Raw genomic sequence first — 26,113 nt, 5'->3', positions numbered from 1 at the left:
GCTCAAGCACTTCAGGCGCATCGCCACACGCTTCGACAAGCTCGCCCGAAACTACCTTGCCGCCATCACCATCGCCGCAGCACGCCTCTGGGCCAGAGATTATGAGTCCACGACCTAGATGCCGTGGTCAGCAACGATGCTTTCCCGGCGCGGCGCAGCAAGATCGACGAGACCGATCCGGACGACTATCGCAAGGCGCTGGACAGCCTGATGGTGGCGCCGTTCCGGCTCGCTGGCGCGGCCGCTAAGGTGATGAAGGCACAAGGCGGCGGGCGCATGGTGCTGCTTACCTCCGCCTCGCCGTTCCGCCCCTATCCCGGCTTCACCGTCTATGCCTCCGGTCGCGCCGGGGCGAGCGGCCTCGCCGTGGCGCTGGCGAAGGAGCTCGGCCCGTTCAACATCCAGGTCAACGCGGTGGCGCCGAACTTCCTCTACAGCGAGACCTATTATCCCAAGGCGCAATGGCAGGACGATCCGAAATACGTGCAGCGCCTGAAGGACATGGTGCCGCTGCAGCGACTTGGCCGGCCGGAGGAGATCGGCCAGCTGGTCGCCTTCCTGGTTTCGGGCAAATCCGATTTCGTCACCGGCCAGGTGATCGGCTTCACCGGCGGCTGGCCCTGAGAGGAGCGTCCATCGCGCGGGCGGCCATCCTGGCGGCGATGCTGATGCTGGCCCCGGGCGGCGCGGCGGCCGACGGTACGTTCCGCCCGCACTACGACGTGTTCGCGCATCCGCGTTGCACCAATTGTCACGCCGCCGGGGACGGCCCGTTGCGGCGTGACGGCCGGCCGCATCTGCCGCCGGCGCAGCGTGGGCCAGAAGGGGCCGGCAGCGGCGCGACGACCTGCGCCAACTGCCATCGCGAGGCCGCCACGCCGGTGATGCCCGGCGCGCCGAACTGGAAAATGCCCTCGCCGGAACGGCCGATGATGTTCAGCGGGCGCAGCGCGGCCGCCATCTGCCGTCAGATCACCGATCCGGCACAGAATGGCGGCCGCGACGCCGAGGCGCTGGGCCGCCATCTGGTCGAGGACCCGCTGGTCGCCTGGGCCTGGAACGCCGGCACCGGGCGTGCGCCGCCGCCGCTCGCCCGCGAGGCCTTCGTCGCGGCGGCGATCGCCTGGATACGGGCCGGGAGCCCCTGCCCGCCGGACTGATCGCGCGCAGCACGATGGCGCCGCGGTCACCGCGTCGAGATCGCTTCCCCGTCGTCCGGGAGCGGCGAGCCGCGCAGGCCGAGCGCAGCGAGATAGCTCCAGTTCACCTTGCCCCGCGCCAGGACGACGCTGTCGAGATAACCGGCCAGCGCCTGACGCGCCGCGGCGTCGTCAGCCTGCTTCGGCCAGTCGCGCGGAAATCGGTTGCCGAACGCCGTCACAGCCTCCCATCCCGCCGGCCGCGGAATGGAGACGACGGTCGAGCCTGAGTCCAAATTCTTGTAGGTCCAGAAGGCCCAGCCGACGCCGTGCCGCTCGTGCAGGCGCCGGAACGCCTCGGTCCACTCGTCGGTCAGCTCGCCGGATTCGCCGAGCAGCAGTGGCACGTCGTAGCGATTGCCGTAGTTCAGATAGGACTGGATAGCGTCGCGCTCCGTCGACGACCAGAACTTGTGATAGGTGAAAGCGATGTTGCGCGCGCCGGCGAGGCTGAGGCTCGGGCGGCCGAACACTTCGAAATTCGTGCTCCACTGCGCGCCGGCCCAGAACACGACGTGATTCGCGTTCACGCCGCGGATCGCCGCCGTCGCCTCGAGGTAGAACGGCTCGAGCCGGGGGTTGAGATAGGCCATGTCGTGATAGGGCGAGATCGGCTCGTTCAGGATGTCGTAGCCGAGCACCGCCCGCTCGTCTCGGTAACGCGCCGCCAAGTGCCGCCAGAGGGCGATGGTGAGGGCGCGATGCGCCGGCACATAGAACATCAGCGGATAGCCCGGCCCGTCATCGTGGTTGATGCCGGTCTGCCCGCCCGGCGCGGCGTGCATGTCCATGATGACGCGGAGGCCCGCGCGGCCGGCCCAGCCGATCACCCGGTCGAGCAGCGCGTAGCCCTCGCCCTCGAAGCGAGGCGGCGTGCCGGGCACGACGAAATGCTTCCAGTGCAGCGGAATCCGGATGGTGTTGAAGCCGACCGACTTGATGAACCGGATATCCGCCTCGGCGATATAGGTGTCGCGGAAGCGCCGCCAGAACGCCGCCGCCTCCGCCGGGCCGAGCAGTCGCTCCATCACCGCCTCGATCTGGCGCGGCGACTTCATCTTCTCGAACTTGAACATGTAGCCTTCGGGCATCAGCCAGTTGCCGAAATTGATGCCCTTGATGAGGAAGGTGCTGCCGTCCGGCGCCACGAACCGCCGGCCGTCGATGCGAATGAAGCCGTCGTCGGCCGCGGCCGGAAAGGTCAGCAGCGCGAGAATGAGCGACAGCAGTCGGAGCGGGAAGCGCACGGCAGGATGCGAGGTATGATGCGGAAGCGACCTTAGCATGCCGTTTCGCTTGACGCCCAAGGGTGCGGCCGATACCGCTGGCGCCAGCCAGCCTGCCCTTCCGCAACAGAATGTCGATCTATCAAGCCGTCCTGCTCGCCGTCGCGCTCGCCGGCCTGGCCTTCCTCACCGCGCGGGTCGGCCTGCACGCCTTTCTGGCGCTGATCCTGATCGCCGTCGCTTATGGCCTCGGCGCCGACATGGCCGTCACCTTCATCGGCCAGTCGATCACCATCGGCTTCACCCAGACGGTCGAGGCGCTCGGCCTCGTCATCGTCGCCGCCAGTATCGCCGCCACCTTCGCCGAACGCACCGGTGCGGCCGCCGCCTTCGCCCGCCGCTGGCCGCGGGGCGCCGGCATCTGGGTGCCGCTCGGCCTCGTCTCCGGACTCTGCGCCAGCATCAGCGCCGCCTTCGCCCTGCTGGCGCCGATGCAGCGGGCGGTGGCCGGCGCGCCGGTGCCGCGCCAGGCGGCGACCTTGGCGCTCGCCCTGCTCGCCGGCCATGCGTTGATCCTGCCGGCGCCGGGGCCGGTCGCCGCCGCCGCGATCCTGCAGGCGCCGCTGGTGCCGGTCTTCGCGCTCGGCGCGCCGCTCGCCATCCTGCTCGCTTTGCTCGGCGGCGCGCTCGCCCGCCGCGCCGTGGATGTCCCCCCGCCGCCGCGTTCGGACGCGACGGTCGGCCCGTGGCTCGTGATCGTCCCGCTGCTCCTTCCGCTCGTCTTTCTCTTCGTCCAGAGCATCGGCCAGATCCCGAGTGAGCCACTGGGCGGCGGCCATACCCGCGAGTTCCTGATCGGCATCGGCCGGCCCGCCTTCCTGCTCGCCGCCAGCGTCGCGGCGACGCTGCTCCTCGCCCGGCGCTGGCGCCCCGAGATCGTGTCCGAGAAGGGCTGGGTCGGCGAGGCCGCCGAGCGCGCGGCGTCGCTGCTGCTGATCACCGGCGCCGCCGGCGCCTTCGCCAAGGTGCTGCAGAACACCGGCATGCCGGAGCTGATGGCGGAGCGCCTGCTCGACCTGCCGCTCGGCGGCGCCCTGACGCTCCTGGTGCCTTTCCTTGCCGCCGCGACGATGAAGATGCTGCAGGGCTCCTCCATCGTCGCGGTGCTCACCGCCGCCGGCATGATGGAACCCCTCCTCGCGCCGCTCGGCCTGGAGGCGGATTGGGGCCGTGCGCTCGCGGTCGCGGCGATCGGCGCCGGCTCGATCACCGCCTCGCATGTCAACGATCCCTATTTCTGGCTGGTCGACGGCCACACCCGCCTCGGCGTCGCCGCGACGCTCCGCCTGTTCTCCCTTGCCAGCCTGCTGCAAGGCCTGGCCGGCATCGGCCTCCTCATCCTCGCGGGCGCCGTGCTGCTCTAACCCGCGAGGAACCGGTCGAGCGAGCTTTGCATCGCCGCACCGTCGAGCCGCTCGCCGATCAGCACGATGCGCGAGCCGGCGATGCCCGCCGGCCAGCGTTCCAGATGCTGCGGCGGATGCACGAGATGATGCACGCCGTGCAGCGCCACCGGCGCCGGCCAGCCCTCGACATCGAGCAGCGCCTTGAGACGCAGGATGCGCTCGCCATGCGCATGCAGCAGCAGGCTCAGCCACACGCCGAACGCGGCCCAGTCGATCGGCGTCGCCCGGGTCAGCACGACCGCGGCGATGTCGGCGGTGTGTTCCGCCTCCGCCGGCACGGGCAGCGCCGGCAGGAACGGCCCGGCGCGACCGAGACGCGCCAGCGGATCCGCCACGAAGGCCGCGTGCGCGGCGAGCAAGTCGTCGGCCGGCCCGGCAAGATCGGCCGCCGGATTGAGCGCCGCCAGCCGCGCTTGCAGCGTGGCCGCATCCGCGATGTCGCGCTTGGTCACGACGATGCGGTCGGCGAGCGCGACCTGCCTGCGCGCCTCCGGAAAGCGGCGCATCTGATCCGCGCCATGCACCGCGTCGACGGCGGTGACGACCAGGCCGCGCTCGAAGCGATGCCGCAGCACCGGATCGGCGGCCAGGGTGAACAGGATCGGCGCCGGGTCGGCGAGGCCGGTCGTCTCCAGCACCACGCGCGCGAACGGCGGCACCCGCCCTTCGGCCCGCCGCGCATGCAACGCCTTCAGCGCCGCCACCATGTCGCCCCGCACCACGCAGCAGGTGCAGCCGCCGGCCAGTACGATGGTCTCGACGCCGTCCTCGCTCTGCACCCGGTCGACCAGGTGGTGATCGATCGCCACGTCGCCGATCTCGTTGATCAGCACCGCGCTGTCCGCCATGGCGGGATCGCGCAGCAGGCGATTCAGCAGGGTCGTCTTGCCGCTGCCGAGGAAGCCGGTCAGCACATGCAGCGGCAGGCGCGACATCAGAAATCCGCCGCCAGCGGGTCGATGGGGCGCCGCGCCATCGCCTCTGCCCGGCGCCATAGATCGAATAGATTGTCGACGATCTCCGCCCCGCCGGTGGGCGCGCTCAGGATGAACCGGCCGTCATAATCCTCGATGCCGATCCGATAGGGCGCGAGCACGCGCTTCAGGATCGCGAGCCGCTTCAGCCGCTCGCGCCGCTGCGCCGCGGGATCGAGGATGCCGGCGGCGTCCATCCATCGCCGGCCCTCCTCGAAGACCCCGCAGAGCCCGCACATGGGCTATGTCGGATGGCGCTTGGCGTAATCCTTCGCGATCTCCTCGAAGGTCAGGAAGCGCACGCCCGGATGGCTGATCACATGCTGGTAGAGGCGCTCCAGCATCAAGAGCACCTGCGGCCGGCCCGACACGTCCGGATGGATGGTGAAGGTGATGACGGCGTAGTCGTGCTCGCGATAGACCCAGTCGAACTGGTCGCGCCAGATCTCCTCAAGGTGCCGCGGGTTGACGAAGCCATGGCTGTTCGGCGCCTTCTTCACGAACATCATCGGCGGCAGGTCGTCGAGATACCAGCTCGCCGGAATCTCGATCAGCTTGGTCTCCGAGCCTCGGACCAGAGGTTTCATCCAGGCCTCGGCGGGCTTCGAATAATCGATCTTGGTCCAGCTGTCCCCCACCCGCACGTAATAGGGGTGGAAGTCGTTATGCATCATCGAGTGGTCGTACAGGATGCCGTTCTTCAGCAGGATCTCCGCCGTGTTAGGCCCGAGCTCCCACCATGGCGCAACATAGCCGCGCGGCTTCTTGCCGGTCAGCTTCTCGATCAGGCCGATGCTCTTCATCAGCACCGCCTCTTCCTGCTCGGTCGTCATGGCGATCGGGTTCTCGTGACTGTAGCCATGCGCGCCGACCTCGTGGCCGGCCTTGGCCACCGCCGCCATCTGTTCCGGGAAGGTCTCGATCGAATGACCGGGCATGAACCAGGTGGTCTTGATGCCCCAGCGCTCGAACAGCTTGAGCAGGCGGGGCGCGCCGACCTCGCCCGAGAACATGCCGCGCGAGATGTCGAGCGGCGAATCCTCGCCGCCATAGGAACCGAGCCAACCGGCCACTGCGTCGACATCGACACCGAAGGCACAGAGAATTTCTTTCGCCATCGCGGTTTACTCCGCCAGATCACCGGCCGGCGCGGAGCAAGCGCCATGCCACGGTCGCGACAGCGGATTCAGGCTGGATGGTAGACCCGCTGCCTCAGATATGAGCAGCCTGCCGCGCGATTGCTCAGTCGGCGTACTGCTCGATGATCGGCTTCCAGCGCGCGCAATCCGCCGGCGAGGCGATCACCGTGTTCAGCCCGGCCATCGGCGAGACCGGCACCAGGATGCGCTGCACGCCGAGCTGGACCAGCGACGGGATCTGCGCCAGGTCGTCCGGTAGGCCCACTGTCATCTCGATCGCGTTCGGGTCGCGCCCGGCCTCCTCGGCACTACGCCGCGCGAGGTCGAAAAGTTCCGCCGGCGCGCCACGCGCCGGGAAAAAGCCGTCGCCGAGCCGCCCGGCCCGCTTCGCCGCCGCCTCGGAATGGCCACCGACGATGATCGGCACGTGCTTGTTCACCGGCTGCGGCCGGCAATAGGTATCCTTGAAGCGGACGAACTCGCCCTGGAAGGTGGGCTTCTCCGCGCCCCACAGTTCGCGCAGCACCTTGATGTACTCGTCGGTGCGGCGGCCTCGGGTCTCGAACGGCACGCCGAGCGCCTCGAACTCCTCCTTCAGCCAGCCGGCGCCGATGCCGAGCAGGATGCGCCCACCGGAGAGATGGTCGAGCGTCGCCACCTGCTTCGCCACCACGACCGGGTTGTGCTGCGGCAGGATCAGGATCGCGGTGCCGAGCTTGATGCGCCTGGTCGCCGCCGCGACATAGGCCATCCAGATCAGCGGATCGGGCAGTGGGATCGCATCATTGCCGCCCGCCATCTTGCCGCTCGGCGCATAGGGATAGGCGGAGCCGTAGCCGGCCGGCACCACCGTGTGCTCCACCGTCCACATAGATTCGAAGCCGGCTTCCTCCGCCGCCTGGGCCAGTTCGACCGCCTTGGCCGGATCGACATAGGGGCCGGTATTGCAATAGCGCAGCCCGAATTTCATGGCCGTTCCTCCCCGATTGCCGGCAGCTTAGCCCATCCGCCGGGAGGGCGGCACCCGCCTCGCGGAACCGCACGGCGCCGCGCTATGCTTACAGTCATGAACAAAGATCCCTCCGAAGCAGGGGACCGGTCGGGAGACGCGCCGACGGAAATCTCGCCGCCGCCCGGGCTGTCGGCCGAGGCGGGGCCGCTGTTCGACCTGTGGAACGCCAAGCGCGCGGGCCGGGCCATGCCGGCGCGCCGCGATCTCGGCCCGGTCGAGCTGCGGCCCTGGCTCGCCCAGATCATGCTGCTCGAGGTCATCGAGGGAGGCCGCGACTTCCGGATCCGCCTGCTCGGGACCGATGCGGTTCAAGGCGTCGGTGTCGATGTCACCGGCAGGATGCTGTCCGAGATTCCCGCGGCGCCCGATCTTCTCGTACGCTTCCTGGCGGAGTACCGCGCCGTGGTCGCCTCGGCGCGCCCGGGCCGGGCGCTGCACGACTATGTCAGCCCGACCAGCGGCCGGCGCATCGTGTTCGAACGGCTGGCCCTGCCGCTTTCCGACGACGGCACCACCGTCAACATGATCCTGGCGCTGCGGCGCGATCTGATCGGCAGGTAACAGCGGGCCGCTCAGCCATCGCTTTCGATGCGACCGTCGACGATGCGGATGATGCGGTCGCCGGCGCGGGCGAATTCGGGGTCGTGGGTGACGGCGACGATGGTCTTGTTCCGCGTATGCGCCACCTCGCTCAGGATCTGCTGCACGTTGCGGCTGGAGGCGGTGTCGAGATTGCCGGTCGGCTCGTCGGCCAGGATGATCAAAGGCTCGTTCGCCATGGCGCGGGCGATGGCGACACGCTGGCGCTGGCCGCCGGAAAGCTGGTCGGGCCGCTTGTGCAGCTGCTCCCCGAGGCCGAGCTCCTTGAGCAGACCCGCCGCGCGCTCGCGCTGCGCCTCCGGCTCCAGCCGGCCGAGCTTCGCCATCGGCAGCATCACATTGTCCAGCACGGTGAACTCGCCGAGCAGGAAGTGGAACTGGAACACGAAGCCGAGCTTGGCGAGCCGCACCTCGGCGAGCTGGTCCTCCACGAAGCCCGATGTATCGACCCCGTCGAGCCAGATCCGGCCCTCGCTCGGCACGTCGAGCAGGCCGAGCAGATAGAGCAGCGACGACTTGCCGGAGCCGGACGGCCCCTGGATGTTGACGAACTCGCCGCGATTGATGGTGAGCGAGACGTCACGCACCAGGGTGACCGGCACTTCGCCCGGCAGCACGCGGGTGACATGCTCGGCGCGCAGCACCTCGCTCACGCCATGCCCCCGCGCAGGATGTCGATCGGATGCACGCGCCCTGCCTTGCGGGCGGGGAAATAGGCAGCGCCGGCCGCGGAGGCCACGGCAACCAGCACCACCAGCGCCGTCTGATCCGCGCCCCAGTAGATCGGCAGGTTGACGACATCGGAGATGCCAGGCGGCTGGATCTTGACCACCGCGAGCAGCGCCATCAGGCCATAGCCGGCGGCAATGCCGATGGCGCTGCCGGCAAGCCCGATGATCACGCCCTGGGCCAGGAAGATGCGCCGCACGTCGCGGGCGTGGAAGCCCATCGAGCGCAAGATGGCGATGTCGCGCCGCTTCTCCATCACCACGGTGGAGATCACGTTGAACACGCCGAAGGAGGCGACAACCAGGATGGCGCTGACCACGCTGTACATGATGATGTTGCGGATCAGCAGCACCGACATCAGGCTTTCCTGCGCTTCCTGCCAGGATTGCGCGCGGTAGCCGATGCGCTCCTCGATGGTCGCGGCCACCTCGCGCGCGGCGTAGGGATCGTCGAGCTGCATGATCAGCCGGTTGGCGCGGTCGGGCCGGCCGAGCAGGACCTGCGCGCGCTTGAGCAGCACATAGGCCTGGCCCTCGTCGATCGCCGTGGTGCCGGTATCGAACAGGCCGACGATCTTCATCGTCCGCACCTGGCCGACCGGCGAGGAGACGGTGATGTTGTCGCCCATGTCGAGGAACAGCTTCTCCGCCAGCGCCCGACCGAAGACGATGCCGTTCGGATCGGCGGCAAGCGCCTGCAGCGACCCGGCGACGATCTTCTCCTCGATATCGCTGACCCCGCCCATCAGTTCCGGCAGCACGCCGTTCAGGGTGACGCCCTGCTCCTTGCCGGCGAAGGTGAGGATCGCCTGGCCGGAGAGCACCGGGGCGACGCGCACGCCCGGCATGGCATCGAGCAGCGGCAGCTTCTGCTTGTAGCCGCGGATGCCGCGCGTGTCGGTCTGCGGCTTGAGGCCGTGCAGTCGTATGGCGCCGCCGGCATAGCTCTTCACCACCGGCTGCTCGGGCGGGGTGCGGAACTCGTCGCTGACCGTGATATGCGGCGCGGCGTCGATCAGCCGGTCGATGAAATCCGCCTCCGAACCGCGCATCAGCGCGCTGACCGCCATGAAGAAGGCGACGCCCAGCGTGATGCCGAGCAGCGACATCACGGTTTGCCGCCGCCGGTGGGTCAGGTGGATCAAAGCAATACGGAGGCCGAGCGGCACGGCTACGGCACCACCTCGGCAGAAACCCGCCGCCCTTCGCGAAGCCGTTCGCCCGGCTGCACGACGATCAGGTCATCCGCGCCGATTCCGCTCCGAATCTCGACCTGGCTATCGCCGGCGACGCCGACGGTCACCGCTTGCCGCACGGCGCGGCCGTCGCGCACCAGCCAGAGCTTGCCGTCGCTCACGGCCGTGGCCGGCACCAGCAGTGCATTCGCCCGCTCCGCCACCACGATATTGGTGTCGGCCGTCATGCCGATCATCAGCGGCGTCTCGTTGGGCAGCGCGATCCGCACCCGGAAGCTGCGCGCCACCGCATCCCCCTTCGGAGTGATCTCGGCCACCCGGCCCTCGAACACGCGATCGGGAAAGGCATCGGCGCGGACCAGCACCTTCTGCCCGGCGCGCACCCGGCGGATATCCTCCTCGTCGATCTCGGCAGTGATGCGGAGCGCGCCGCAACACGACATCCAGAAGATCGGATCGGCCGCCTGGATCAGCTCGCCGATCTCGCCGTCGCGCCGGATGATGACGCCGTCCACCGGGGCGGCCAGCGTCATCTCGGCGACCAGGCTCCTTGCCCGTTCGAGCGAGGCGCGCGCGGTCGCCAGCTCGTTGCGCGCCTGATCGCGCGCCGCCTCGCTGCCGACACGGTTCTTGTACAGATCCTCGGCGCGGCGGTACTGGCTCTCGCTGTAATTGACCCGGGCCTCCCATTCCCGGACCGAGGCGGAGAGCTCGCGGTTGTCGAGCTCGGCCAGCACCTGGCCCTCGCGCACCGTGCTGCCCTCGTCGACCATCAGCTGCCGGAGCCGCCCGGCAAGCTTCGGCGCGACCGGAAACATCACCACGGGCTCGACAGTTCCCGTGCCGTAGACCGCCTCGACGGCGGGCCCGGGCTGCGGCCGGACCGCCTGCACCCGGACCGGGCCGAACTGCCACCACGCAGCCGCCGCCGCGATGACCGCGACGAGCAGAAGGATCGATCCTCGAACAAGCCATTTGCGCATTCAGGCCGCCTGCTTCTCGCCGCGTGTTCCTTCCAGATGGTCTGACTAGGGCGTCGCCGGCGCTCTGGCGTTGACCCTGCTCAAACCCCCTGCCGCTCCGGCAGGAATTGCATCGCGCCCTTGCGCGCCAGATGCCCTGCCAGCATCACCGGCGGCATGCGCAGCCAGTGCGAGCGCAGATAGAGCGCCTCCCGCGCCAGCCGTGTCGGCAGATCGGGGGCCGGCTGGCCGCTGCGCGCCAGTGCGCGGCCTAGCAGGGCCTGCATCAGCCGGTCAATCGGCGGTGGCGCGGCGGTTCGTCCGACGGCCGCGCGCAAGGCCGGATCGATCGGCGTGCCCAGCAGCGCGGCCGCATGGCGCAGCGCATAGTTTACCGGGCGGCCGAGCCCGAGTTCCGCCGTCCGCGCCGCGAGAGCTGACCAGAAGCCGGGCTCGGGCCCGAAATGCCGCAGCAGGTCGTCCAGATCGGCGAGATCGCGCAGGCCGTGATTCACGTCGCCGTCCTGGAACAGGTGCACCACGTTGTGCAGCACGAGGTCGGCCGGCGCCAGAATGGTGACGCCGTCGAGCCCTTCGACCGGCCGCGCCGCCGCCAGCAGCTTGGCCGCGTCGATGCGCAGCCGACCGGTTAGCGGCAGGATGTTGTGATGCACATCGACCACGGTCATACGGCCGCGATGCCGGAGCGGCGGCAGCTCGTGCATCCAATCGCGATAGTAGCGCTGATCGTAGGCGCTGGTCTTCTCCTGCCGCCAGCCATGCTCGATCAGCCGCCGTTCCACCTCGTCGATCCGCTCACGCGCCACCAGGATGTCGACATCGCTGACCAGTCGACCGCGCGCCGCCTTCAGACCGCCCAGCACATAGGCCGCCCCCTTGAGCAGGGTAAAGCCGATGCCGGTGCCGTCGAGCGCACGCCGGATGCGGCCGACCTCGAAGCGGATCATGCGGTCATGCGTCGCCGCCACAGCCTCCGCCGCGACCAGCATGTCGCGCACGCGCTCCGGCAGCGCGGCCGCGATGCCGGCGGCTTCGGCCCGCACGCCGAGCCGGCCGACCAGCCCCGCATTGCGCGCCCGCGGCAGCACCAGGTTCCACAGCGCCGGCTCGAACCCCGCCATGGCGGCAGGCTCGCGCAGGGCGCGCAGCAGGCCCGCGCCGGCCGGATCGGCCATCACGCTGCAGTCTCCCCCGCCGCCAGGCCCTCGAAATGCGCGATCGCGGCCGGAATGTCGCTGTATTCCAGCGCGAAGGCCGGGCAGCTCTCGACCAGCCGCGCCATCGCCGCGAAGCCGCGCTCGGCCAGCGCAATGTAGTTCATGCTGTTGGCCAGCAGGTCGGCGAAGGCCTGCGCCCGCGGCACCGGCGTCGCCGTCAGCGGCGCGCCGGCGCGGAACTTCGGGAACACGATCCAGGCCGGCATGGCCGGCTCGAACTGCCGCCGCACGGCGTCGTCCGGCGGGCGGAGATAGGCGAGCGTGCCCTTGGCGGTATCGTGATAGGGCGGCGAGATCACCGCCGCCGGCATCAGCCGCCGCACCACCTCGATCGACTCGTTCTTCAGCGAGACCGGCCGCGGCACCGGCATCAGCGCGCCATCGGCCGGGCGGATCAGCCCGAACTCGTCGGAGAAGAGCCGCCAGCCTGCGCTCACCAGGGCGGCGCAGAGCGTGCTCTTGCCCGAGCCGGAGACCGCCGCCATCACCACGGCACGCCCGTTCTTCTCCACCACTGCGGCATGCAGGATCAGCAGGTGGTGGGCGCGCGAGCCGATGGCGAAGTTGAGACCCCATTCCAGCATCGGCGCGGCGAAGCGGCGCGGCAGCGCCTGCATCAGCGGCCGGTCGTCGATATGCAGCTGCGCCTCGCGCCGCCAGGGCCGGCGGCGGTTGAAATGCGGCCGCACCGCGACGTCGGTATGCACCACCTCGCCGGTCGCCACGCGGTGCTCGGGATACAGCAGACGGATGAAGGCCGCGGCGCCGGGCGCGGCGCAACGCAGATTGACGGCGAAGGGTCCGGTTTCCAGGGCAAGGCCGGCACCGGCGAGCTGGGCTGCGGTCTCGTCCGTCGACAATTCGCCGAGCTTCATGGCACCGGCTCGATCAGGCCCAGGCGATCGAACTCTGCGATCAGCTGATCGAATTGCTGAACCCAAGCCGGATCAGCTTCGGTCTCGAGCTCGATCGCGAGCGCCTCGGCAATCTCGCTCGGCGCCATCGGCCGCTGCATCATGATGCGCAACGCAGCCTCCGCCAGGGCATTCAATTGATGTGTCTGTCCCGAGGAGAGGTTGAACAGGACGCATTGATCGTCCCACAGACGAATGAGATCCGGCCGGCAGCCGGTTACGCGCCAGCGACGCATCGCCGAGTTGTGAAGCGAAAATCGGCCCGCCGCGACGGCGCCGGGCGCGCCGTCAGTCGTCGTCCTTGTCGCCGCCGCCGTAATCGCCGACCGGACCGCCCGACAGGTAGCAGTTCAGGCTGTACTGCTTGATGAACTTCTTCTTTTCCTTCTTGGTCATGCCCTGGTGGCCGCCATTGCGCTCGAAGCAGGTGAGCGAGGCGGCCCAGGCAGTGCCACTGGTGAGCGTCAGGACAGCCGGAGCGGACCAGGCGGCGCCCTTCAGCAGCGCGCGACGGCCCCGATTCGGCTGCGGGCCCTTCGCGTCCGGCGTCGGATGGTCGCTCTCGCTCATAACCTACGCTCCTCCGATGGCCCGACCGGCGCTCAGCCGGCAGGACGGCTGGCGATCCTGACGGCGCCAGCTTACTAAGCAATAAATGTACCGCAATTGTCACATTTGCCGAAGTGACTGAAGTCACAAAGGGTTCATCCTTCCGGGCGGCTCGGGTCGGGCGCAATTGTAAAGCGCATTGACGGAAAATGTAGTTAACGCAGCGGCGCCAATATTAACGCGGGTCGTCCGGTCGTCGCATGCGCCAGACCGCGTTCACTGTCGTGTATTCACTGTAGCCGAGCCGCGCCACCGGCTTGAATGCCGCGACGTCGACCCGGCCGTCCTTGATGACCCGGTCATCGATATGGATGCCGACCACCTGGCCGAAGACGACGTAGGCCTGCATATCCGGGCGGCCCGGGTCGACCGGCATTTCCAGGGTGCGCCAGTACTTGCATTCCAGCGCGACCGGGGACTCGGCCACCCGCGGCGGCTTGACCAGCCGGCTCGGTGCCGGGGTCAGGCCGGCGAGCCGCATCTCGTCGACGCCATAGGGGACCATGGTGGTGGTGACGTTCATCGCCTCCTTCAGCTCGTCGGTCACCATGTTGACCACGAACTCGCCGGTGGCCTCCGCGTTCATCTGCGAATGCTTGGTCGGCGTGTCGCCGTATTTCCCGGTGATGGCGAAATAGACCATCGGCGGGAATTCCGACACGCCGTTGTAGAAGCTGTAGGGCGCGAGGTTGACCCGGCCCTGCGGGTCGATCGTGGAGATCCAGCCGATCGGCCGCGGCACGATCAGGCTCTTCAACGGGTCGGCCGGCAGGCCGTGATTGCGCTCGCGGGCATCGTAGAACATCGCTTCGCCTCCCCCTCGGGTCGCCTGGGCCACCTCGTCCCCCGCCCTGCTTGCGCGCCGGCGCGGCGCGAGGGAGGATCGAGCCATGACAACGAAAGACATCGCCAGCATCCAGGACTGGCACGCCCACGTCTATTTCGACGCGCCGAGCCGCGACGCCGCGCTGGCGCTCCGCCGCGAGATCGAGGCCAGGTTCGAGATGGAGATGGGCCGCTTCCACGAAAAGCTGGTCGGCCCGCATCCCCGCTTCAGCTATCAGGTCGCGTTCAAGCCCGAGATCTTCGCCGCCATCGTGCCCTGGCTCGCCCTCAACCGCGGCGACCTCGTGGTCTTCATCCATCCCAATACCGGCGACGACCTGGGCGACCACCGCGACCGCGCCATCTGGCTCGGCGCCAAGCTCGAACTCGATCTCGACGTGTTCCGGCCGGCGGCCTGATCCGCCGACGATACGTCCCGACACGGCGGTGCTTCGGCGCGCATCGCCCTGCTTGCGATTGATCTCGCCTTGGTGAAGTGGCACTTTGTGCTGCCTGCTCAACTCTAAAAAGCAATCGCCGATGCGGACTTGCATCCGCCTTCTTGCCATCGCAGCCGTCCTGGCGCTCTGTGCTTGTACAACCACCCGAACTGCAACGGTGAGAGCAGCGCCGCCGCCACTGCCGGAGCCGCTGTTCGATCCACTTCCGATCACGGTTGCCGTCTGGTACGCGCCGGAGCTTGGCGAGCATCGCGCCACCGGCACCAGATCCAAGGGCCGCCCCAACGGCGACCAGATCGTCACGCACTACGACGTCCAGAGTGGCGACGCTCACTTGACCGTGCTTCGAAGGATGATCTCCGCGGCGTTCCGCCACGTGAAGCCGCTATCGTCCGAACCCGGCGGGCCGATCGACGATCCGACCGTCGATCTGATCGCGATGCCGACTGTCGCCTGGGTCGAATACGGCGCCGGCGCGACGGTGCGCTATCGAATCAGCCTGATTCTTCCCGACGGGGAGCACTTCACCAATATCTTCGTCTCTGGCTCGGCCTCGGAAAGCGTGCCCGAGCAACGCTGGCTGGAAGTCGCCATGCGGGATGCCGCCGCGCAGATCCTGGTGCGCCTCACCACGAACGAGAAGCTCGAGAAATGGCTCGCTGAGCGCCACAGGGCCGCGGCACCCGATCGCCGGAGAAATTCATGATGCCGGCCACCCGCGCGCGCCGCACGGCAATTGTCTCCGTCCTCCTGCTGCTCGGCGGCTGTCCTGCCCCGACGGAAACCCAGGTTCGCGCCACCGGCCCGGTGGTCGCCAGCCCGGCCAGTTCCGGGAATACGGCGGCCGAACGTGCGACCGACAGCCTCCCGGCAATCGCAGGCGCCGAAGGCTACGCCTTGCTGCCGGAGCGGATCGACGTGGCAGAGGATGGCAAAGCCGTCGATTGCATCGCCCGCGCCATCGCGCAGGCGGCGCCCACGGCGCGGCAGCTCCCCTTCGACAAGCTGCGTGACGGCCTGTTTCCGTGGCTGGAACCGGGAACGAAGCCGTATATGGAGGAGGACCTGCTCGCGCTGTTGAAACGGCCCCTGCTGCAGGAGCGCCTGAAATCCCTCGATATCCGCTATGTCGTGCATATCGGGGGACGTCGGCTCGACCAGACGGCGCGCAGCTACGGAGGCTGCAGCATCGGCGGGTGCGTCGATTTCACCTCTCAGAACGTCGGTGCCCAACTGTCGGCGACCTTGCTCGATCTCCGGGAAGGTGTTGCGCTTGGCGGTCGGGATGCAACCTCGCGCGGCACCAGTGCGGGCCTGCTGGTCGGCATTGTCCCGATCATCTTCATCGCACCGACCGGATCGCGCGTCTGCTCGGAGGTCGGCAACGCCATTGCGAAGGCGTTTGCCGCCGGCGAGCAGCGCTGACGGGGCCGGACCGCCAGGCATGCGCAGACCCGTTCGCGTCGCCATGGTTGCGCTGCTGACCGTGCTCGCCGGGTGCACCGGTCATCGGACCGCGACACTGAAAGCGACATCGCCGGATTTGCCGGCACCGGCGTTCCAGCCCCTCCCGAAAACGGTCGCCGTCTGGTACCCGCCCGATCTGGCGAACCATCGCAGCACGGGCGAATGGATGGTGCGGCGCGGCGATAACGACTATCTGCGCGTGAATTACGACGTCGATGCCGGCGATGCACATCTCAGAACGTTGCGGCTTGTCATCAACTCGGCCTTCCGACGCGTGGTCGAACTGCCCACGCGGCCCGTCGCCCCCGTGGCGATCCCGGATATCGACCTCGTCGTGGTTCCCGACCTGCATCGGATCGGCTACGGGCACGGCGCCGAAGTCGAATACGCGCTGGACATACGTGCGCCCGATGGCGCATCGATCCAACGGATCAGCGCGACGGGTGCAAGCCCGAGCCACGCAACGGAAGAGGACTGGTTTCCGCAGGCCCTGCGCGATGCGGCCGCCGGCCTGCTCGTGCGGCTCGCGAAGTTCGGGTCGGAACCGGCCTCACCCCTGCACGCCGCGCCGAGCCGCGTCGGCGACGCCGCTTTTGCCGTATTGCCCGAACGCTTGGAAGTCGATGGCCGGATCGCCGAATGCGTGGCGGAGTCACTCAGCGACGCACTGCATGGCATGCCGATGGTCAAGACGTCTGTCCTGCGGGACCGGCTCTATCCTTGGCTGGAGCCGAGCACGAAACCCTATTTCAGCTCCGATCTCGCGGCCCTGCTCGATCATCCGGTGATACGCGAGCGCACGGCGCAGCTCGGGATCCGCTACATCGTCCATGCCGGCGGAGGGCGGCTCGGCGGCGCGTACCGCGACGTCACGACTTGCTTCGGCGCGCTGTGCCTCGACTTGCCCACTTCCAAGGATCTCGGCTCCCAGATTTCGGCAAGGGCTTTCGATCTGGAGGCCGCGACAGGAGGCGCAGAACACCCTTCTCGCGTGAGCACGATGGAGATGGCCAGCGCCCAGAGCCGAGGCTCGAGCTTCGCCATTGGCTGGGCCAGCTGTTCCGAAGTGGCCCAAGGCATCGCCGGCGCGATCGACACCAATCGAAGACGATAGAGAAAGCGTCGTTCAATTCCGCCGGCCGGTGATGCGCGCGACCGGGTCGAGGAAGGCGGCGGTGCCGAGGAAGATGGAGGCCAGCGTCTCGATCTCCTCGCCCCCGCGCCGGTATCTGCCGCCGACGACGATACCGGCGATGGCCACCTCGCCGCCGGACAGCAGCAGCAAGGGGCCGCCCGATTGCCCGCGCGTGGCATTGCAGCGGTGGCCGATCAAGGGCGAGGGCGCCAGCGCCGGCTCCGGCCGGCAGGCGAAATCCACCGAGAGCGCGTGCGGCCGGTCCTGCGCGAAGCCCGCCGCGGCGAAGCGCCCGGCGCCGGCCAGATCGGCGCTCGGCATGGCGCGCAGCGGCACCGGTCGGATCGAGAGCGCCTCGCTCAAGGTCAGCACGGCCCAGTCGCTGACGAAATCCGGCTTGCCGAGATCGGGGCGATAGCCCGGTGCAACGTGGATCATCGCCACCCTGGTCTGGGCCAAGGCCTCGCCGCCGCGATAGCCGGGCAGGAAGAACACTTCGTCGGGCTTGGACCAGCGCTTCGCACCGGCGTCGTACAGGCAGTGCGCCGCCGTCAGCACATGGCGCGGCGCGATCAGGGTGCCAGTACAGAGACCCCGGTTGCGGTATCCGGCGCGATTGACCCTGCCGATGGCGGTCCATGGCCATTTGTCGGGCGCCACGATCTCGCGCGTGTCCTGGCCATAAATACCGGGCAGCTGTCCGGCGGCACGCGCCGCCGGTGGCGCCATTCCGATGATCGCCACTGCCAGTGCCAGCTTCGGGACAAACCGCATCATGCCGGGCTTCATACCGGCATGAAGGTGGCGAAATCGCAAATCTGACCGGAGGCGGGTCCCGCTCGGCTATGCGGATCCTGCCGCCGGCCTGGCCCGCGGGCGGCGCGTCAAGAGGGCGGCACCGCCCCGGGACGAGGATCGATCGGCAGCTGCTTGTCGATCCGCGTCGCCTGCTCGAACAGCCAGGCCACCTGCAGCAGCGCGGCTTCGCCGCGCGGCCGGCCCACCAGCTGCAGGCCGACCGGGCGGCCGAAGCGGTCGAAGCCGCAGGGTACGGCAATCGCCGGCTGACTCGACAACGTGATCGCCGCGTTGACCATCGATGCCCCCATGTAGTTGGTGAGCGGCTCGCCGTCGATGGTTGCCGGATGGCGCAGATCGACATCGAAGGCCGGCGTCGCCGCGCCCGGCGTCACGAGCAGGTCGTAGGTCTGGAAGAACGTCGCCATGCGGCGGAAGAAGGCGGCGCGCTCGCGCTCGGCCCAGGCCAGATCCTCGGGCTTCTGCTTCAGCCCGGCTTCCGTGTTCCAGATGATATCGGGCTTGATCAGGTCGCGATGGGTCTTCAGCCGCTCGCCATGCGCGACGACGAAATGCTGGCCGCGCAGGATCATGAAGGCGCGTTCGAGCTCGGCGAGATCCGGTGATGCTTCCTCGACCACGGCGCCAAGTGCCTCGAAGCGGCGCGCCGCCGCGGCGCAGATCTCACGGGTCTCGCGCTCGACCGTGATCTTGCCACCGTAATCGGCGGTGAAGGCGACGCGCTTCGGCGCCGTCGGCCGCTGCAGCGCTTCGACGAACGACACAGCCGGCGCCTCGAAGGTCAGCGGATCGTGCGGGCAGAGCCCGGCCAGGGTATCGAGGAACAGTGCGATATCGGCCACGTTGCGCGCCATCGGCCCTTCCACCGAGAGCGGCGAGAACAGGTTGTTCGGCGTGCCACGGCTGACCCGCCCCGGCGACGGCCGCAGGCCCACGACCGAGCAATAGGTCGCCGGGCGCCGGAGCGAGCCCGCATGGTCAGAGCCATGCGCAAGCCACACCTCGCCGGTCGCAACCGAGACGGCGCCGCCGCCGGTGGAGCCGCCGCAGGTCAGCGCGGTGTTCCACGGATTGCGCGTCTTGCCGAACACCTCGTTGAAGGTCGAGCCGCCGGCGCCGAATTCCGGCGTGTTCGACTTGGCGACCACGATGCCGCCCTTGCGCTCGATCCGCTCGACCAGCGGATGCGAAGCCGTCGGCACATGGTCCTTGTGGATCGGCGAGCCATAGGTGGTGCGCACCCCGGCCACGTCCATCAGATCCTTGATCGAGACCGGCAAGCCGCCGAGCCAGCCGGGCTCCGTCTCGGCATCGCGCCGCCCTCCGGCCATCAGACGCCTGGCATGCTCGCGAGCGCGGTCGAAGCAGAGCGTCGGCAGCGCGTTGACCGCGGGCTCGACTGTGGCGATACGCCGTTCGGCTGCGTCGATCAGGTCGAGCGGCGAGATCTCGCGCGACTGGAGGCACGCAACCGCCTCGGTCGCGGTCATCCGGATCATCTCGTCGCTCATGCCCCCACCTCGCCCAGAAAGCCGATCACCGCCCGGTTGAAGCCTTCGGCCGCGTCGATATTGACCGAGTGGCCGCCTTCGAGGTCGGCGACCTTGGCGCCGGGAATCGCCGCTGCCGCCCGGTCGCGCAGCGGCTGGAACGCCGCCTCGTTCCGTCCGTTCACCAGCAGCACCGGCATGGCAAGCCGATGCAGGTCGTCGCCGGCATAAAGATCGGTGCGCGTTACGCGGATGGAACGGGCGATGGCTTCCGGCGCGATCAGCGCCGCATCGGCCACCAGCTCCGCCTTCACTTCCGCCGGTAGGCGCCGCGCATGGCGCGGGTGGATTCGCATGCTCTCCAGGCCCGCGCGGCCGCCCTGTTCGATCAAGGTCGCCCGGCGTTCCATCTCCGCCGGATCGAGCCGCGACAATGCGGAAACCGAGTTGGTGAAGATCAGGCCGCGCAGGCGCTCGGGATGCGCCAGCGCATAGCGGATCGCCAGCCCGCCGCCGAACGACTGTCCGCAGGCGAACCAGCACTCGGCGTCGAGCTGCGCGCGGATCGCCTCGAAGGCCGCCAGATACGCGGCGACCGTATAGGCGTCCGGATCGGCCGGCGCCGGCGATCGGCCATGCCCGAACAGCTCGACCACCACCGGCCGGCACACCTCCGCCAGTGCGTCGAGGTTCAGCCGCCATTGCGCACGGCTCGACAGGAAGCCGTGCACCAGCAGCAGGAAGGGGCCGCGCCCGCGGCCATGCACCTCGAAATGCGGCAGCATGTCGTGAGGCTGCGGACAAGCGACGGCCATCGTCAAGCCGCGTCAATCACGCATCACGGATGTGAGCAGTGCGCGCGCCCCGGGGGACCCGGCCTTCGCCGGTCTGGAGACGCGGCAGCGGATCAGGCGGCCTCGGCGATCCCGATCAGCTCGATCTCGAAGGTCAGCCGCTTGCCGGCCAGCGGGTGATTGCCGTCCAAGGTCACGGAATCGTCGTTGGCCTCGACCACGATCAGCACGATCTGGCCGCCATTTGGCGCATTGGCCTGCAACTGCATGCCCGGCTTCGGCTTCAGCTCGGCCGGCAGCATGTTGCGCGCCACCGTCATCACCTGGTCCTCGCGGCGGTGGCCATAGGCCTGCTCGGGGTTCAGCTTCACGGTCTTCTTTTCGCCGACCGACATGCCGGTCACCGCGGCATCGAATCCGGAAACCACCTCGCCTTCGCCCAGGGTGAATTCCAGCGGTTCCCGCCCCGCCGAGCTGTCAAAGGTCCGGCCGTCGTCGAATGTACCGGTATAGTGAACGCGGACGACATCGCCCGCACGCGCTGCTGTCATTGAGAAGGCTCCGTTCTGCGCCGCCGGGCTAAAGCCCTGGCGCGGCAGGAATATCGGCCGGGTCAGGCCCGGCCGGCCCGGCGGCATCACCACGATGCCCGCACGCCCCTGGCCCCCTCTATAATCGCTAACGTCCGACGGCGCGAGCGGGTTTCCACGCTGGGCCAAGCCGTTACGCGCAGGTCGCAGGAGCCGATACCGCATGCACTGGTTTGCCATCATCTGCTTCGGTCTGCTGACCGGTCTGGCCGGCGCCGTCTATGGCGGGTTCATGGCCGATCTCGCCGTCGACTGGCTCGCGATCTCCAGTTTCGAAGGCGGTGCCGGCTACTTCGTGGTGTTCATGATCCTGCTCGCCTTCGGCGGCAGCCTGATCGCCGGAATCGTTATTTGTGCGCTGGCCGGCGGGCCCGGATGGTCGGGCATGCTGCGGGGATTCGCCTCGGCCCTCGCAGCCGTGCTCCTGGTGATCACCGCGCTCGGCGCCTTCGCCTGGGCGACGGCCGACCGCGAGCCGCTGGTTGCCGGCCAACCGATCGACGTCGCGGTCGAGGTGCGCTTGCCCGCCGGCAGCAGCCGGCCGGAAGGGACGGCCTCCGGCAAAGACTACGCCGCCCTTCTGTCGGGCAGCGGCAGCAAGAGCAGGCTCGACTACCTGCGCCCAGGCGAGGCGCGCGAGGAGGGCGGACGCTGGATCCTGCCGGCGCAGATTCCCATCCACGTTTCGGAGGGTCGGCGCGTCCTCAGCGTCAAGCTTGCCGACCGGGATACGCAGTTCTTCGATACGCCCATCCCCGCCCGCCCGGCAGCGATCGACGAGGCCTGGAGCGATTGGCTCGCTGCGCCCTATCTCGGCAACCTGTCCCCACCCGCCCCGGAGGCCGCCATCGCAATCCGCTACCGGGTGGTCGTGCGGCCCCCGCCGCCACCGCGAGAGCCGCCGGCGCCCCGTGCACCGACCGAGGCAGAGCGGCTGCAGGCGGTCTACGACACGCTTTCCGCGGAAGCGCCGACCGAGGAATGGCTGGCGCTGACGACCCTCGAGGCGCCGGAACCCGTGCGCGACGGCGCGCTGAAGACGGTGGCGCACCGGCCGGACTTTGCTGCCGCGCTGGCGGCGCGGATTGCGTCGAGCGACGCCGTCGTCGCCCGCGACGCGATGTATCTCGTCGGCACCATGCATCCGCCGCCGGCGGCACTGGGCGACGCGGTGCGCGCCCGCGCGGCAGAGGTGATGCGGATCGCCGAGGCGATCGATCCGGCGGCGGAAGACAGCCGCGACCGCCTCTACGAAGAGGCCTTCGAGCTGTCGAGCGGCGTGAAGGCCGCCTCCTTCGGCCTGCGCCGCGCCGGCGTCGACTTCCGACCGGAGCTGCGCGCGATGGCGGCGGCGACGCGCCCGCGCGAAAAGGCGCCCCCGCACGCCATCGCCGACGACCTCGACCGCATCGTGGCGTATTTCGACAAGCTGGAACGGGAAGCCGCCGGGAAGTAGCGCCTCGCCCACTTGGGAACGGCGAGACGGTATCGCGCGTTCGGCAAGCACATCCGACAGCGGAGGAGTTGGCCATGGTGTCCGGACCGAAGCGGGAATTCGCCGACCAGACCGAGCAGGTGGCCGAACGGCAGCAGCAGATCCAGGCTCAGGTCGATGCCGCCGACCAGCGGACGGACGGCAAGGGCAAGGAACCGCCGCAGACCGGCCAGCGAACCTATCCCACGGCGCCGATGCCGGAGCAGCACCACGCGAAGCCCGGCCATGAAGGCGAGATCGAGCCGGAGCCCATGTTCGAGGCGCCGGCCTACAAGGGCTCCCAGAAGCTGCAGGGCAAGGTCGCGCTCATCACCGGTGGAGATTCCGGCATCGGCCGCGCCGTGGCCGTGCTCTACGCTCGCGAAGGCGCCGATATCGCCATTGCCTATCTGAGCGAACACAAGGACGCGGCAGAGACGCGGCAGGCCGTGGAGCGCGAAGGCGGCCGATGCCTGCTGATGGCCGGCGATGTCGGCGATCCGGCCTTCTGCCGGCATGCGGTGGCAGAGACCCTCGCCGCCTATGGCCGTATCGACATCCTGGTCAACAACGCGGCCTTCCAGCTGCACGTCCCTCGCCTGGAAGACCTGACCGACGAGCATTTCGACCAGACGATGAAGACCAATCTGTACGGCTATTTCTACATGGCGAGGGCGTCGGTGCCGCATCTGCCGCAGGGCGGCGCCATCATCAACACCGGCTCGGTGGCCGGCATCGAGGGCAGCGACCATCTGCTGGACTACTCGATGACCAAGGGCGGCATCCACGCCTTCACACGGGCGCTGTCGGGCCATCTCGCACCCCGTGGCATCCGGGTGAACGCCGTCGCCCCGGGCCCGGTCTGGACGCCGCTCAATCCCGCCGACCGACCGCCCGAAGCGGTCGCCAAATTCGGCGCGCAAACCCGCATGAAAAGACCGGCGCAACCTGAGGAAATCGCGCCGGCCTATGTCTTCCTCGCCGCACCGAGCTGTTCGAGCTACATAACCGGCGAGATCCTCCCCATCATCGGCGGCTACTGACCGATCAGCGCTGGCCGCCCTTGCGGCCGGCCTCGGATGCCAGCTGGCGATTGCGCGAGAAACTGCGCTTCTCGACCGGTACGCTGCGGCCACCCTTGCTGGCGATCGACTTCTGCGTCTCGCGATCCATTGCGGCGAAGCCCCGCTTCGGCCGATTCGCGCTGCGGTCCGCTTCCGCCACGGCGACACTCCTTGCTGCATTGAGTCCAAGGAGAAACGGCTTCCCGCGGGTGGAGTTCCTACGGTCAAGCTTGTCAGGGCCGTGGATCAATCGGGCGGCGCCGCGCCGCTTTGCCGCCCAGGGCCCGGACAAAAATGAGGGGTCAACCCTATGGCGGCCTCAGCCCCGGTTTGGATCATGAAGCAGCACGGCTCCCCGGCTCACCCCGGGAGATGCGGCCGGAAAGCGGGGAGATTTTCATGTCCAAACCGAAATCACTGGCGATGGCAGCCCGGCTTGCGGGGCTGGAGACAGGTCGGCCGGTCCTCTTCGGCCCGGCCGTGGTCGTGGCGGCGACCCTCTGTGCGGGCGGTATCGCGAACGCGTCGATCGTTGAGTTCAGCGACGTCTTCTCGACCTCCGGCCAAAGCATGTGGGGCACCGGCAGTGCGGCCATCCTGAATTTCCACGAATGCCTCTGCGTTACCTGGGACAAGACGGTGACGACGCCGCGAGTCTCCAGTTCCGTGGGCGGCGGCATCTTTGGACCGCCGAATGTCTCGGTTTCCGCTGCGCTCCGCGGCAGGGCCACCGGCAAAGCCGGCGTCGATGTCGGGTTCAAGTTCGACAGCGGATCGGTGAACGCCCAGACGCCGGTCACCACCCGGCTGGAATTCCCCGATGCGGGCGCATTGGCCGTGGGGCAGCTCTTCACGCTGAAAGCCACGACCACCAAGGGGACGGACAGCTTCAGCACGATCTTCCCGGAGCTGCAGGCCTATGCCGACGCCATCCTGAATGCAGGCATCGATCTTGACCTGCTGGCGACAGCAAGACAGGACGGCGTTGTCAGATACGACGGCGCCGTCAACCTGGTCGCGCCAAGCTTCAAATCGACTACCGAGCTTGCCTCGTTCAACCGCAACGACAACGGCCAGGCCAAGATTCTGCCGGCAATCACCGGCGGCCTGCCCGGCGGATTTCAGTTCGGCGAGGAGCAGTCGATCAAGGCGGCGGGCGTCGAGGTGGCGACAGCTACCATTTGGATTCCGGACCTGGACACCACTTCCGCTCCGAACGCAGGCGGTGCACATTCCTCCGGCTCGACCGATCTGTTCGCCCTCCAGGCCGATCTCGACGGCATTGCCACGGTGGCAAGCGGTGGCAGCATCCCGCCCCTCGAAAACTCCTTCGATGTCGCCAAGATCACCGCGGGCCCCGCCGAGCTTAGCCTCTCCGCTCGATACAACATTGTCGATGTCGAGATGGGGCCCGTCTTCGACATCAATCAGGCCTTCGACCTCGCCTCCATCATCCAGACGACGCTCTATTTCGATGCACCGGTCAAGATCATGAGCGGCGGAACCCTGATCGAAGTGACAGAGCTGCCCGTCGCCGCCCTGGACGAAGTCCAGATCCTGTACGAGGGCCATGACATCGGCGTGACCGCACGCAATACGATCAGCGCGACGCTGCGCAACCAGACCAGCCTTGGCTTCGATTTCCTCATCGACCTCGCCGCGCTCTCGGCCGGACTGTCGCTCGACGGCAGCGTCGATTTCGGCTTTCCCTTCGGCGTCCAGTCGTTCAACTTCGCGAATTTGAACCTGGGACCGGTGTTCAGCGACACGGAGCGCCTCACCGGTGCCGATTTCGGGAACCTGTACGATCAGACCTTCGCACTCGCCGGCTATCAGACGCTGGAACGGTCATTCATCATCTCCGCCGATCCGACCATCGTCGTCGCCGTGCCTGCACCGGCTTCGCTGTCTCTGTTCTGTGCCGGCCTGGTCTTGCTGGCATGCGGTCGACGCCGGAAGGAGGAATGTTCCTGATTGCGGATGCGGCGCTCTCCGGCAGAATGCGATCGGGGAACCGAGCCGAGGCGCCGCTTCATATCTGGGTCGACGTGTCGAGATAGCCTTCGCGCAGCGCATAGGCGAGCAGTTCCGCGGTCGAGTGGACGGCCAGTTTGCGCATGAGGTTGGTGCGATGGTTGTCGACGGTCTTGGCGCTGATTCCGAGCTGCACCGCAATTTCCGCGTTGGTCATCCCGCGGGCGACCAGGGCGAGGACTTGCATCTCTCGGCGCGTCGGCGGCTCGGCACCGTTGCCCTGCGCAACCGCCGCAGCCACTTCCGGCGACAGCACCTGCTCGCCGGCGAGGATGCGCGGGACCGCCGATACCAGCTCGGCAGCATCGCCGCGCTTCAGAAACAGGCCGTCGACGCCATGCGAGACCAGGCTTGTCATTGTGGCCTGGGCGGTCACGCCGGTGAACACGATGACTTTGGTCGCCGGGCTCCAGCGACGCACTTCGACGAAGACTTCGTATCCCTGGGCCAGCGGCATGGCATAGTCGAGCAGCAGCAGGGTCGGGCGCAGCCGGCGCGCGGCGCTGATCGCCTCAAGCCCGTTCGTAGCCTCGCCCACCACGTGGAAGCCGAGCTCACCCTCCAGAATCCCCCGAAGGCCGCTGCGGACAATCTGATGGTCGTCGGCAATGACCGCTGTTAGGCCCCGGGCGTCCCGCGTCGACATCAGCGCCCCTTCAGGTCGGCACACGCGCGCAAGGCCGTCCCCGATCAAAGG

The 26,113-nt window shown here is 68.5% G+C and carries 30 protein-coding genes and 1 pseudogene; 12 read left to right on the top strand and 19 right to left on the bottom strand.

The features are described from left to right. From DT074_RS21665 to DT074_RS21655, 3 genes and pseudogenes are all read left to right on the top strand, one after another. A pseudogene (locus DT074_RS21665) lies at positions 1-118 on the top strand (IS5/IS1182 family transposase); the annotation flags it as partial. A gap of 5 nt (positions 119-123) precedes the next feature. Then, the gene (locus tag DT074_RS21660) at positions 124-624 is read left to right on the top strand and encodes an SDR family oxidoreductase (protein WP_119421951.1); all 501 of its coding nucleotides are present in this window, start codon (positions 124-126) and stop codon (positions 622-624) included. A gap of 38 nt (positions 625-662) precedes the next feature. Beyond that, the gene (locus DT074_RS21655) at positions 663-1,160 is read left to right on the top strand and encodes a hypothetical protein (protein WP_119421950.1); all 498 of its coding nucleotides are present in this window, start codon (positions 663-665) and stop codon (positions 1,158-1,160) included. A gap of 26 nt (positions 1,161-1,186) precedes the next feature. Here the strand turns inward: DT074_RS21655 and DT074_RS21650 are convergent, their stop codons facing one another. Beyond that, positions 1,187-2,446, bottom strand: a complete 1,260-nt coding sequence (locus tag DT074_RS21650) for a glycoside hydrolase family 5 protein (RefSeq protein ID WP_162915090.1) — start codon at positions 2,444-2,446, stop codon at positions 1,187-1,189. Between the two features lie 110 nt (positions 2,447-2,556). Here DT074_RS21650 and DT074_RS21645 point away from each other — a divergent pair, with 110 nt between their 5' ends. Further along, a complete protein-coding gene (locus tag DT074_RS21645; RefSeq protein WP_119421948.1) occupies positions 2,557-3,849 on the top strand; it encodes a GntT/GntP/DsdX family permease in 1,293 nt (430 codons plus the stop codon). Here the strand turns inward: DT074_RS21645 and DT074_RS21640 are convergent. From DT074_RS21640 to DT074_RS21625, 4 genes are all read right to left on the bottom strand, one after another. Next, entirely contained in the window at positions 3,846-4,826 is a 981-nt protein-coding gene (locus DT074_RS21640; RefSeq protein ID WP_119421947.1) for a CobW family GTP-binding protein, read from the bottom strand. The genes DT074_RS21645 and DT074_RS21640 overlap by 4 nt on opposite strands. After that, on the bottom strand, positions 4,826-5,062 hold the full coding sequence (locus DT074_RS21635) for a hypothetical protein (RefSeq protein WP_162915089.1): 237 nt from the start codon (positions 5,060-5,062) through the stop codon (positions 4,826-4,828). Before DT074_RS21635 ends, DT074_RS21640 begins: the two co-directional genes overlap by 1 nt. Positions 5,063-5,107: 45 nt before the next feature. Beyond that, complete coding sequence (locus DT074_RS21630; RefSeq protein ID WP_119421945.1) at positions 5,108-5,983, bottom strand: polysaccharide deacetylase family protein; 876 nt, start codon at positions 5,981-5,983, stop codon at positions 5,108-5,110. Positions 5,984-6,107: 124 nt separating this feature from the next. Then, a complete protein-coding gene (locus tag DT074_RS21625) occupies positions 6,108-6,974 on the bottom strand; it encodes an LLM class F420-dependent oxidoreductase (protein WP_119421944.1) in 867 nt (288 codons plus the stop codon). Positions 6,975-7,070: 96 nt separating this feature from the next. On the opposite strand from DT074_RS21625, the gene DT074_RS21620 reads away from it, so the two are divergent. Next, the gene (locus DT074_RS21620; protein ID WP_162915088.1) at positions 7,071-7,577 is read left to right on the top strand and encodes a PAS domain-containing protein; all 507 of its coding nucleotides are present in this window, start codon (positions 7,071-7,073) and stop codon (positions 7,575-7,577) included. 11 nt (positions 7,578-7,588) lie between these two features. Here DT074_RS21620 and DT074_RS21615 read toward each other — a convergent pair whose 3' ends face one another. The 8 genes from DT074_RS21615 to DT074_RS21580 all read right to left on the bottom strand — a co-directional run bounded on the left by DT074_RS21615 (position 7,589) and on the right by DT074_RS21580 (position 14,068). Continuing rightward, the gene (locus DT074_RS21615; protein ID WP_119421942.1) at positions 7,589-8,269 is read right to left on the bottom strand and encodes an ABC transporter ATP-binding protein; all 681 of its coding nucleotides are present in this window, start codon (positions 8,267-8,269) and stop codon (positions 7,589-7,591) included. After that, entirely contained in the window at positions 8,266-9,513 is a 1,248-nt protein-coding gene (locus DT074_RS21610) for an ABC transporter permease (RefSeq protein WP_119421941.1), read from the bottom strand. Before DT074_RS21610 ends, DT074_RS21615 begins: the two co-directional genes overlap by 4 nt. 2 nt (positions 9,514-9,515) lie before the next feature. After that, positions 9,516-10,523, bottom strand: a complete 1,008-nt coding sequence (locus DT074_RS21605) for an efflux RND transporter periplasmic adaptor subunit (RefSeq protein ID WP_119421940.1) — start codon at positions 10,521-10,523, stop codon at positions 9,516-9,518. 80 nt (positions 10,524-10,603) lie between these two features. Beyond that, on the bottom strand, positions 10,604-11,698 hold the full coding sequence (locus DT074_RS21600; protein WP_119421939.1) for a nucleotidyltransferase domain-containing protein: 1,095 nt from the start codon (positions 11,696-11,698) through the stop codon (positions 10,604-10,606). After that, positions 11,698-12,615 carry an HprK-related kinase A gene (locus DT074_RS21595; RefSeq protein WP_119421938.1) on the bottom strand — a complete coding sequence of 306 codons (918 nt, stop codon included), beginning with the start codon at positions 12,613-12,615 and terminating at the stop codon, positions 11,698-11,700. The genes DT074_RS21600 and DT074_RS21595 overlap by 1 nt, the downstream gene beginning before the upstream one ends. Further along, positions 12,612-12,890: an HPr-rel-A system PqqD family peptide chaperone gene (locus DT074_RS21590; protein ID WP_119421937.1), complete on the bottom strand. Its 279-nt coding sequence runs from the start codon at positions 12,888-12,890 to the stop codon at positions 12,612-12,614. Before DT074_RS21590 ends, DT074_RS21595 begins: the two co-directional genes overlap by 4 nt. A gap of 52 nt (positions 12,891-12,942) precedes the next feature. After that, positions 12,943-13,224, bottom strand: a complete 282-nt coding sequence (locus tag DT074_RS21585) for a hypothetical protein (protein WP_119421936.1) — start codon at positions 13,222-13,224, stop codon at positions 12,943-12,945. A 214-nt stretch (positions 13,225-13,438) separates the two neighbouring features. Then, positions 13,439-14,068, bottom strand: coding sequence for a flavin reductase family protein (locus DT074_RS21580; protein WP_119421935.1), 630 nt, complete (start codon positions 14,066-14,068; stop codon positions 13,439-13,441). 85 nt (positions 14,069-14,153) lie between these two features. On the opposite strand from DT074_RS21580, the gene DT074_RS21575 reads away from it, so the two are divergent. From DT074_RS21575 to DT074_RS21560, 4 genes are all read left to right on the top strand, one after another. Next, positions 14,154-14,507: a DOPA 4,5-dioxygenase family protein gene (locus tag DT074_RS21575; protein ID WP_119421934.1), complete on the top strand. Its 354-nt coding sequence runs from the start codon at positions 14,154-14,156 to the stop codon at positions 14,505-14,507. 199 nt (positions 14,508-14,706) lie between these two features. Further along, positions 14,707-15,255 (top strand): hypothetical protein, encoded by a 549-nt coding sequence (locus DT074_RS21570; RefSeq protein WP_119421933.1) that lies wholly within the window; start codon positions 14,707-14,709, stop codon positions 15,253-15,255. Then, complete coding sequence (locus tag DT074_RS21565) at positions 15,252-15,974, top strand: hypothetical protein (RefSeq protein WP_119421932.1); 723 nt, start codon at positions 15,252-15,254, stop codon at positions 15,972-15,974. Before DT074_RS21570 ends, DT074_RS21565 begins: the two co-directional genes overlap by 4 nt. 43 nt (positions 15,975-16,017) lie before the next feature. After that, complete coding sequence (locus DT074_RS21560; RefSeq protein ID WP_119421931.1) at positions 16,018-17,130, top strand: hypothetical protein; 1,113 nt, start codon at positions 16,018-16,020, stop codon at positions 17,128-17,130. Between the two features lie 12 nt (positions 17,131-17,142). On the opposite strand, the gene DT074_RS21555 is transcribed toward DT074_RS21560, so the two are convergent. From DT074_RS21555 to DT074_RS21540, 4 genes are all read right to left on the bottom strand, one after another. Beyond that, positions 17,143-17,928, bottom strand: a complete 786-nt coding sequence (locus DT074_RS21555) for a trypsin-like serine peptidase (protein WP_162915087.1) — start codon at positions 17,926-17,928, stop codon at positions 17,143-17,145. A 107-nt stretch (positions 17,929-18,035) separates the two neighbouring features. Then, positions 18,036-19,481 (bottom strand): amidase, encoded by a 1,446-nt coding sequence (locus DT074_RS21550; protein WP_119421929.1) that lies wholly within the window; start codon positions 19,479-19,481, stop codon positions 18,036-18,038. Further along, positions 19,478-20,245, bottom strand: coding sequence for an alpha/beta fold hydrolase (locus tag DT074_RS21545; protein ID WP_162915086.1), 768 nt, complete (start codon positions 20,243-20,245; stop codon positions 19,478-19,480). The genes DT074_RS21550 and DT074_RS21545 overlap by 4 nt, the downstream gene beginning before the upstream one ends. Before the next feature lie 122 nt (positions 20,246-20,367). Continuing rightward, complete coding sequence (locus DT074_RS21540) at positions 20,368-20,805, bottom strand: FKBP-type peptidyl-prolyl cis-trans isomerase (RefSeq protein ID WP_119421954.1); 438 nt, start codon at positions 20,803-20,805, stop codon at positions 20,368-20,370. 202 nt (positions 20,806-21,007) lie between these two features. Here DT074_RS21540 and DT074_RS21535 point away from each other — a divergent pair, with 202 nt between their 5' ends. Beyond that, complete coding sequence (locus DT074_RS21535; RefSeq protein ID WP_119421927.1) at positions 21,008-22,300, top strand: hypothetical protein; 1,293 nt, start codon at positions 21,008-21,010, stop codon at positions 22,298-22,300. A gap of 74 nt (positions 22,301-22,374) precedes the next feature. Further along, positions 22,375-23,361, top strand: coding sequence for an SDR family oxidoreductase (locus tag DT074_RS21530; protein ID WP_119421926.1), 987 nt, complete (start codon positions 22,375-22,377; stop codon positions 23,359-23,361). 4 nt (positions 23,362-23,365) lie between these two features. Here DT074_RS21530 and DT074_RS21525 read toward each other — a convergent pair whose 3' ends face one another. After that, positions 23,366-23,542: a con-10 family general stress protein gene (locus tag DT074_RS21525; RefSeq protein WP_438503703.1), complete on the bottom strand. Its 177-nt coding sequence runs from the start codon at positions 23,540-23,542 to the stop codon at positions 23,366-23,368. Between the two features lie 239 nt (positions 23,543-23,781). Between DT074_RS21525 and DT074_RS21520 the strand changes: the two genes are divergently transcribed. Then, positions 23,782-25,356 carry a hypothetical protein gene (locus DT074_RS21520; protein ID WP_162915085.1) on the top strand — a complete coding sequence of 525 codons (1,575 nt, stop codon included), beginning with the start codon at positions 23,782-23,784 and terminating at the stop codon, positions 25,354-25,356. Between the two features lie 58 nt (positions 25,357-25,414). On the opposite strand, the gene DT074_RS21515 is transcribed toward DT074_RS21520, so the two are convergent. After that, entirely contained in the window at positions 25,415-26,062 is a 648-nt protein-coding gene (locus DT074_RS21515; RefSeq protein ID WP_119421924.1) for a response regulator, read from the bottom strand. Between the last annotated feature and the right edge of the window lie 51 nt (positions 26,063-26,113).

Origin of the sequence: Desertibaculum subflavum (assembly GCA_003576705.1) — a bacterium.
Lineage (GTDB): Bacteria > Pseudomonadota > Alphaproteobacteria > Ferrovibrionales > Ferrovibrionaceae > Desertibaculum > Desertibaculum subflavum.
Note: the sequence above shows the minus strand (reverse complement) of the source record. Positions and strands in the feature narration are given on the sequence as shown.

Coding starts and splice junctions, on each gene's coding strand:
- DT074_RS21655 (WP_119421950.1), top strand. CDS start 663: ATGCTGATGCTGGCCCCGGGCGGCGCGGCGGCCGACGGTACGTTCCGC.
- DT074_RS21645 (WP_119421948.1), top strand. CDS start 2,557: ATGTCGATCTATCAAGCCGTCCTGCTCGCCGTCGCGCTCGCCGGCCTG.
- DT074_RS21640 (WP_119421947.1), bottom strand. CDS start 4,826: ATGTCGCGCCTGCCGCTGCATGTGCTGACCGGCTTCCTCGGCAGCGGC.
- DT074_RS21635 (WP_162915089.1), bottom strand. CDS start 5,062: ATGGACGCCGCCGGCATCCTCGATCCCGCGGCGCAGCGGCGCGAGCGG.
- DT074_RS21630 (WP_119421945.1), bottom strand. CDS start 5,983: ATGGCGAAAGAAATTCTCTGTGCCTTCGGTGTCGATGTCGACGCAGTG.
- DT074_RS21625 (WP_119421944.1), bottom strand. CDS start 6,974: ATGAAATTCGGGCTGCGCTATTGCAATACCGGCCCCTATGTCGATCCG.
- DT074_RS21620 (WP_162915088.1), top strand. CDS start 7,071: ATGAACAAAGATCCCTCCGAAGCAGGGGACCGGTCGGGAGACGCGCCG.
- DT074_RS21605 (WP_119421940.1), bottom strand. CDS start 10,523: ATGCGCAAATGGCTTGTTCGAGGATCGATCCTTCTGCTCGTCGCGGTC.
- DT074_RS21600 (WP_119421939.1), bottom strand. CDS start 11,698: ATGGCCGATCCGGCCGGCGCGGGCCTGCTGCGCGCCCTGCGCGAGCCT.
- DT074_RS21595 (WP_119421938.1), bottom strand. CDS start 12,615: ATGAAGCTCGGCGAATTGTCGACGGACGAGACCGCAGCCCAGCTCGCC.
- DT074_RS21590 (WP_119421937.1), bottom strand. CDS start 12,890: ATGCGTCGCTGGCGCGTAACCGGCTGCCGGCCGGATCTCATTCGTCTG.
- DT074_RS21585 (WP_119421936.1), bottom strand. CDS start 13,224: ATGAGCGAGAGCGACCATCCGACGCCGGACGCGAAGGGCCCGCAGCCG.
- DT074_RS21580 (WP_119421935.1), bottom strand. CDS start 14,068: ATGTTCTACGATGCCCGCGAGCGCAATCACGGCCTGCCGGCCGACCCG.
- DT074_RS21575 (WP_119421934.1), top strand. CDS start 14,154: ATGACAACGAAAGACATCGCCAGCATCCAGGACTGGCACGCCCACGTC.
- DT074_RS21565 (WP_119421932.1), top strand. CDS start 15,252: ATGATGCCGGCCACCCGCGCGCGCCGCACGGCAATTGTCTCCGTCCTC.
- DT074_RS21560 (WP_119421931.1), top strand. CDS start 16,018: ATGGTTGCGCTGCTGACCGTGCTCGCCGGGTGCACCGGTCATCGGACC.
- DT074_RS21555 (WP_162915087.1), bottom strand. CDS start 17,928: ATGATGCGGTTTGTCCCGAAGCTGGCACTGGCAGTGGCGATCATCGGA.
- DT074_RS21550 (WP_119421929.1), bottom strand. CDS start 19,481: ATGAGCGACGAGATGATCCGGATGACCGCGACCGAGGCGGTTGCGTGC.
- DT074_RS21545 (WP_162915086.1), bottom strand. CDS start 20,245: ATGCTGCCGCATTTCGAGGTGCATGGCCGCGGGCGCGGCCCCTTCCTG.
- DT074_RS21540 (WP_119421954.1), bottom strand. CDS start 20,805: ATGACAGCAGCGCGTGCGGGCGATGTCGTCCGCGTTCACTATACCGGT.
- DT074_RS21535 (WP_119421927.1), top strand. CDS start 21,008: ATGCACTGGTTTGCCATCATCTGCTTCGGTCTGCTGACCGGTCTGGCC.
- DT074_RS21530 (WP_119421926.1), top strand. CDS start 22,375: ATGGTGTCCGGACCGAAGCGGGAATTCGCCGACCAGACCGAGCAGGTG.
- DT074_RS21520 (WP_162915085.1), top strand. CDS start 23,782: ATGTCCAAACCGAAATCACTGGCGATGGCAGCCCGGCTTGCGGGGCTG.
- DT074_RS21515 (WP_119421924.1), bottom strand. CDS start 26,062: ATGTCGACGCGGGACGCCCGGGGCCTAACAGCGGTCATTGCCGACGAC.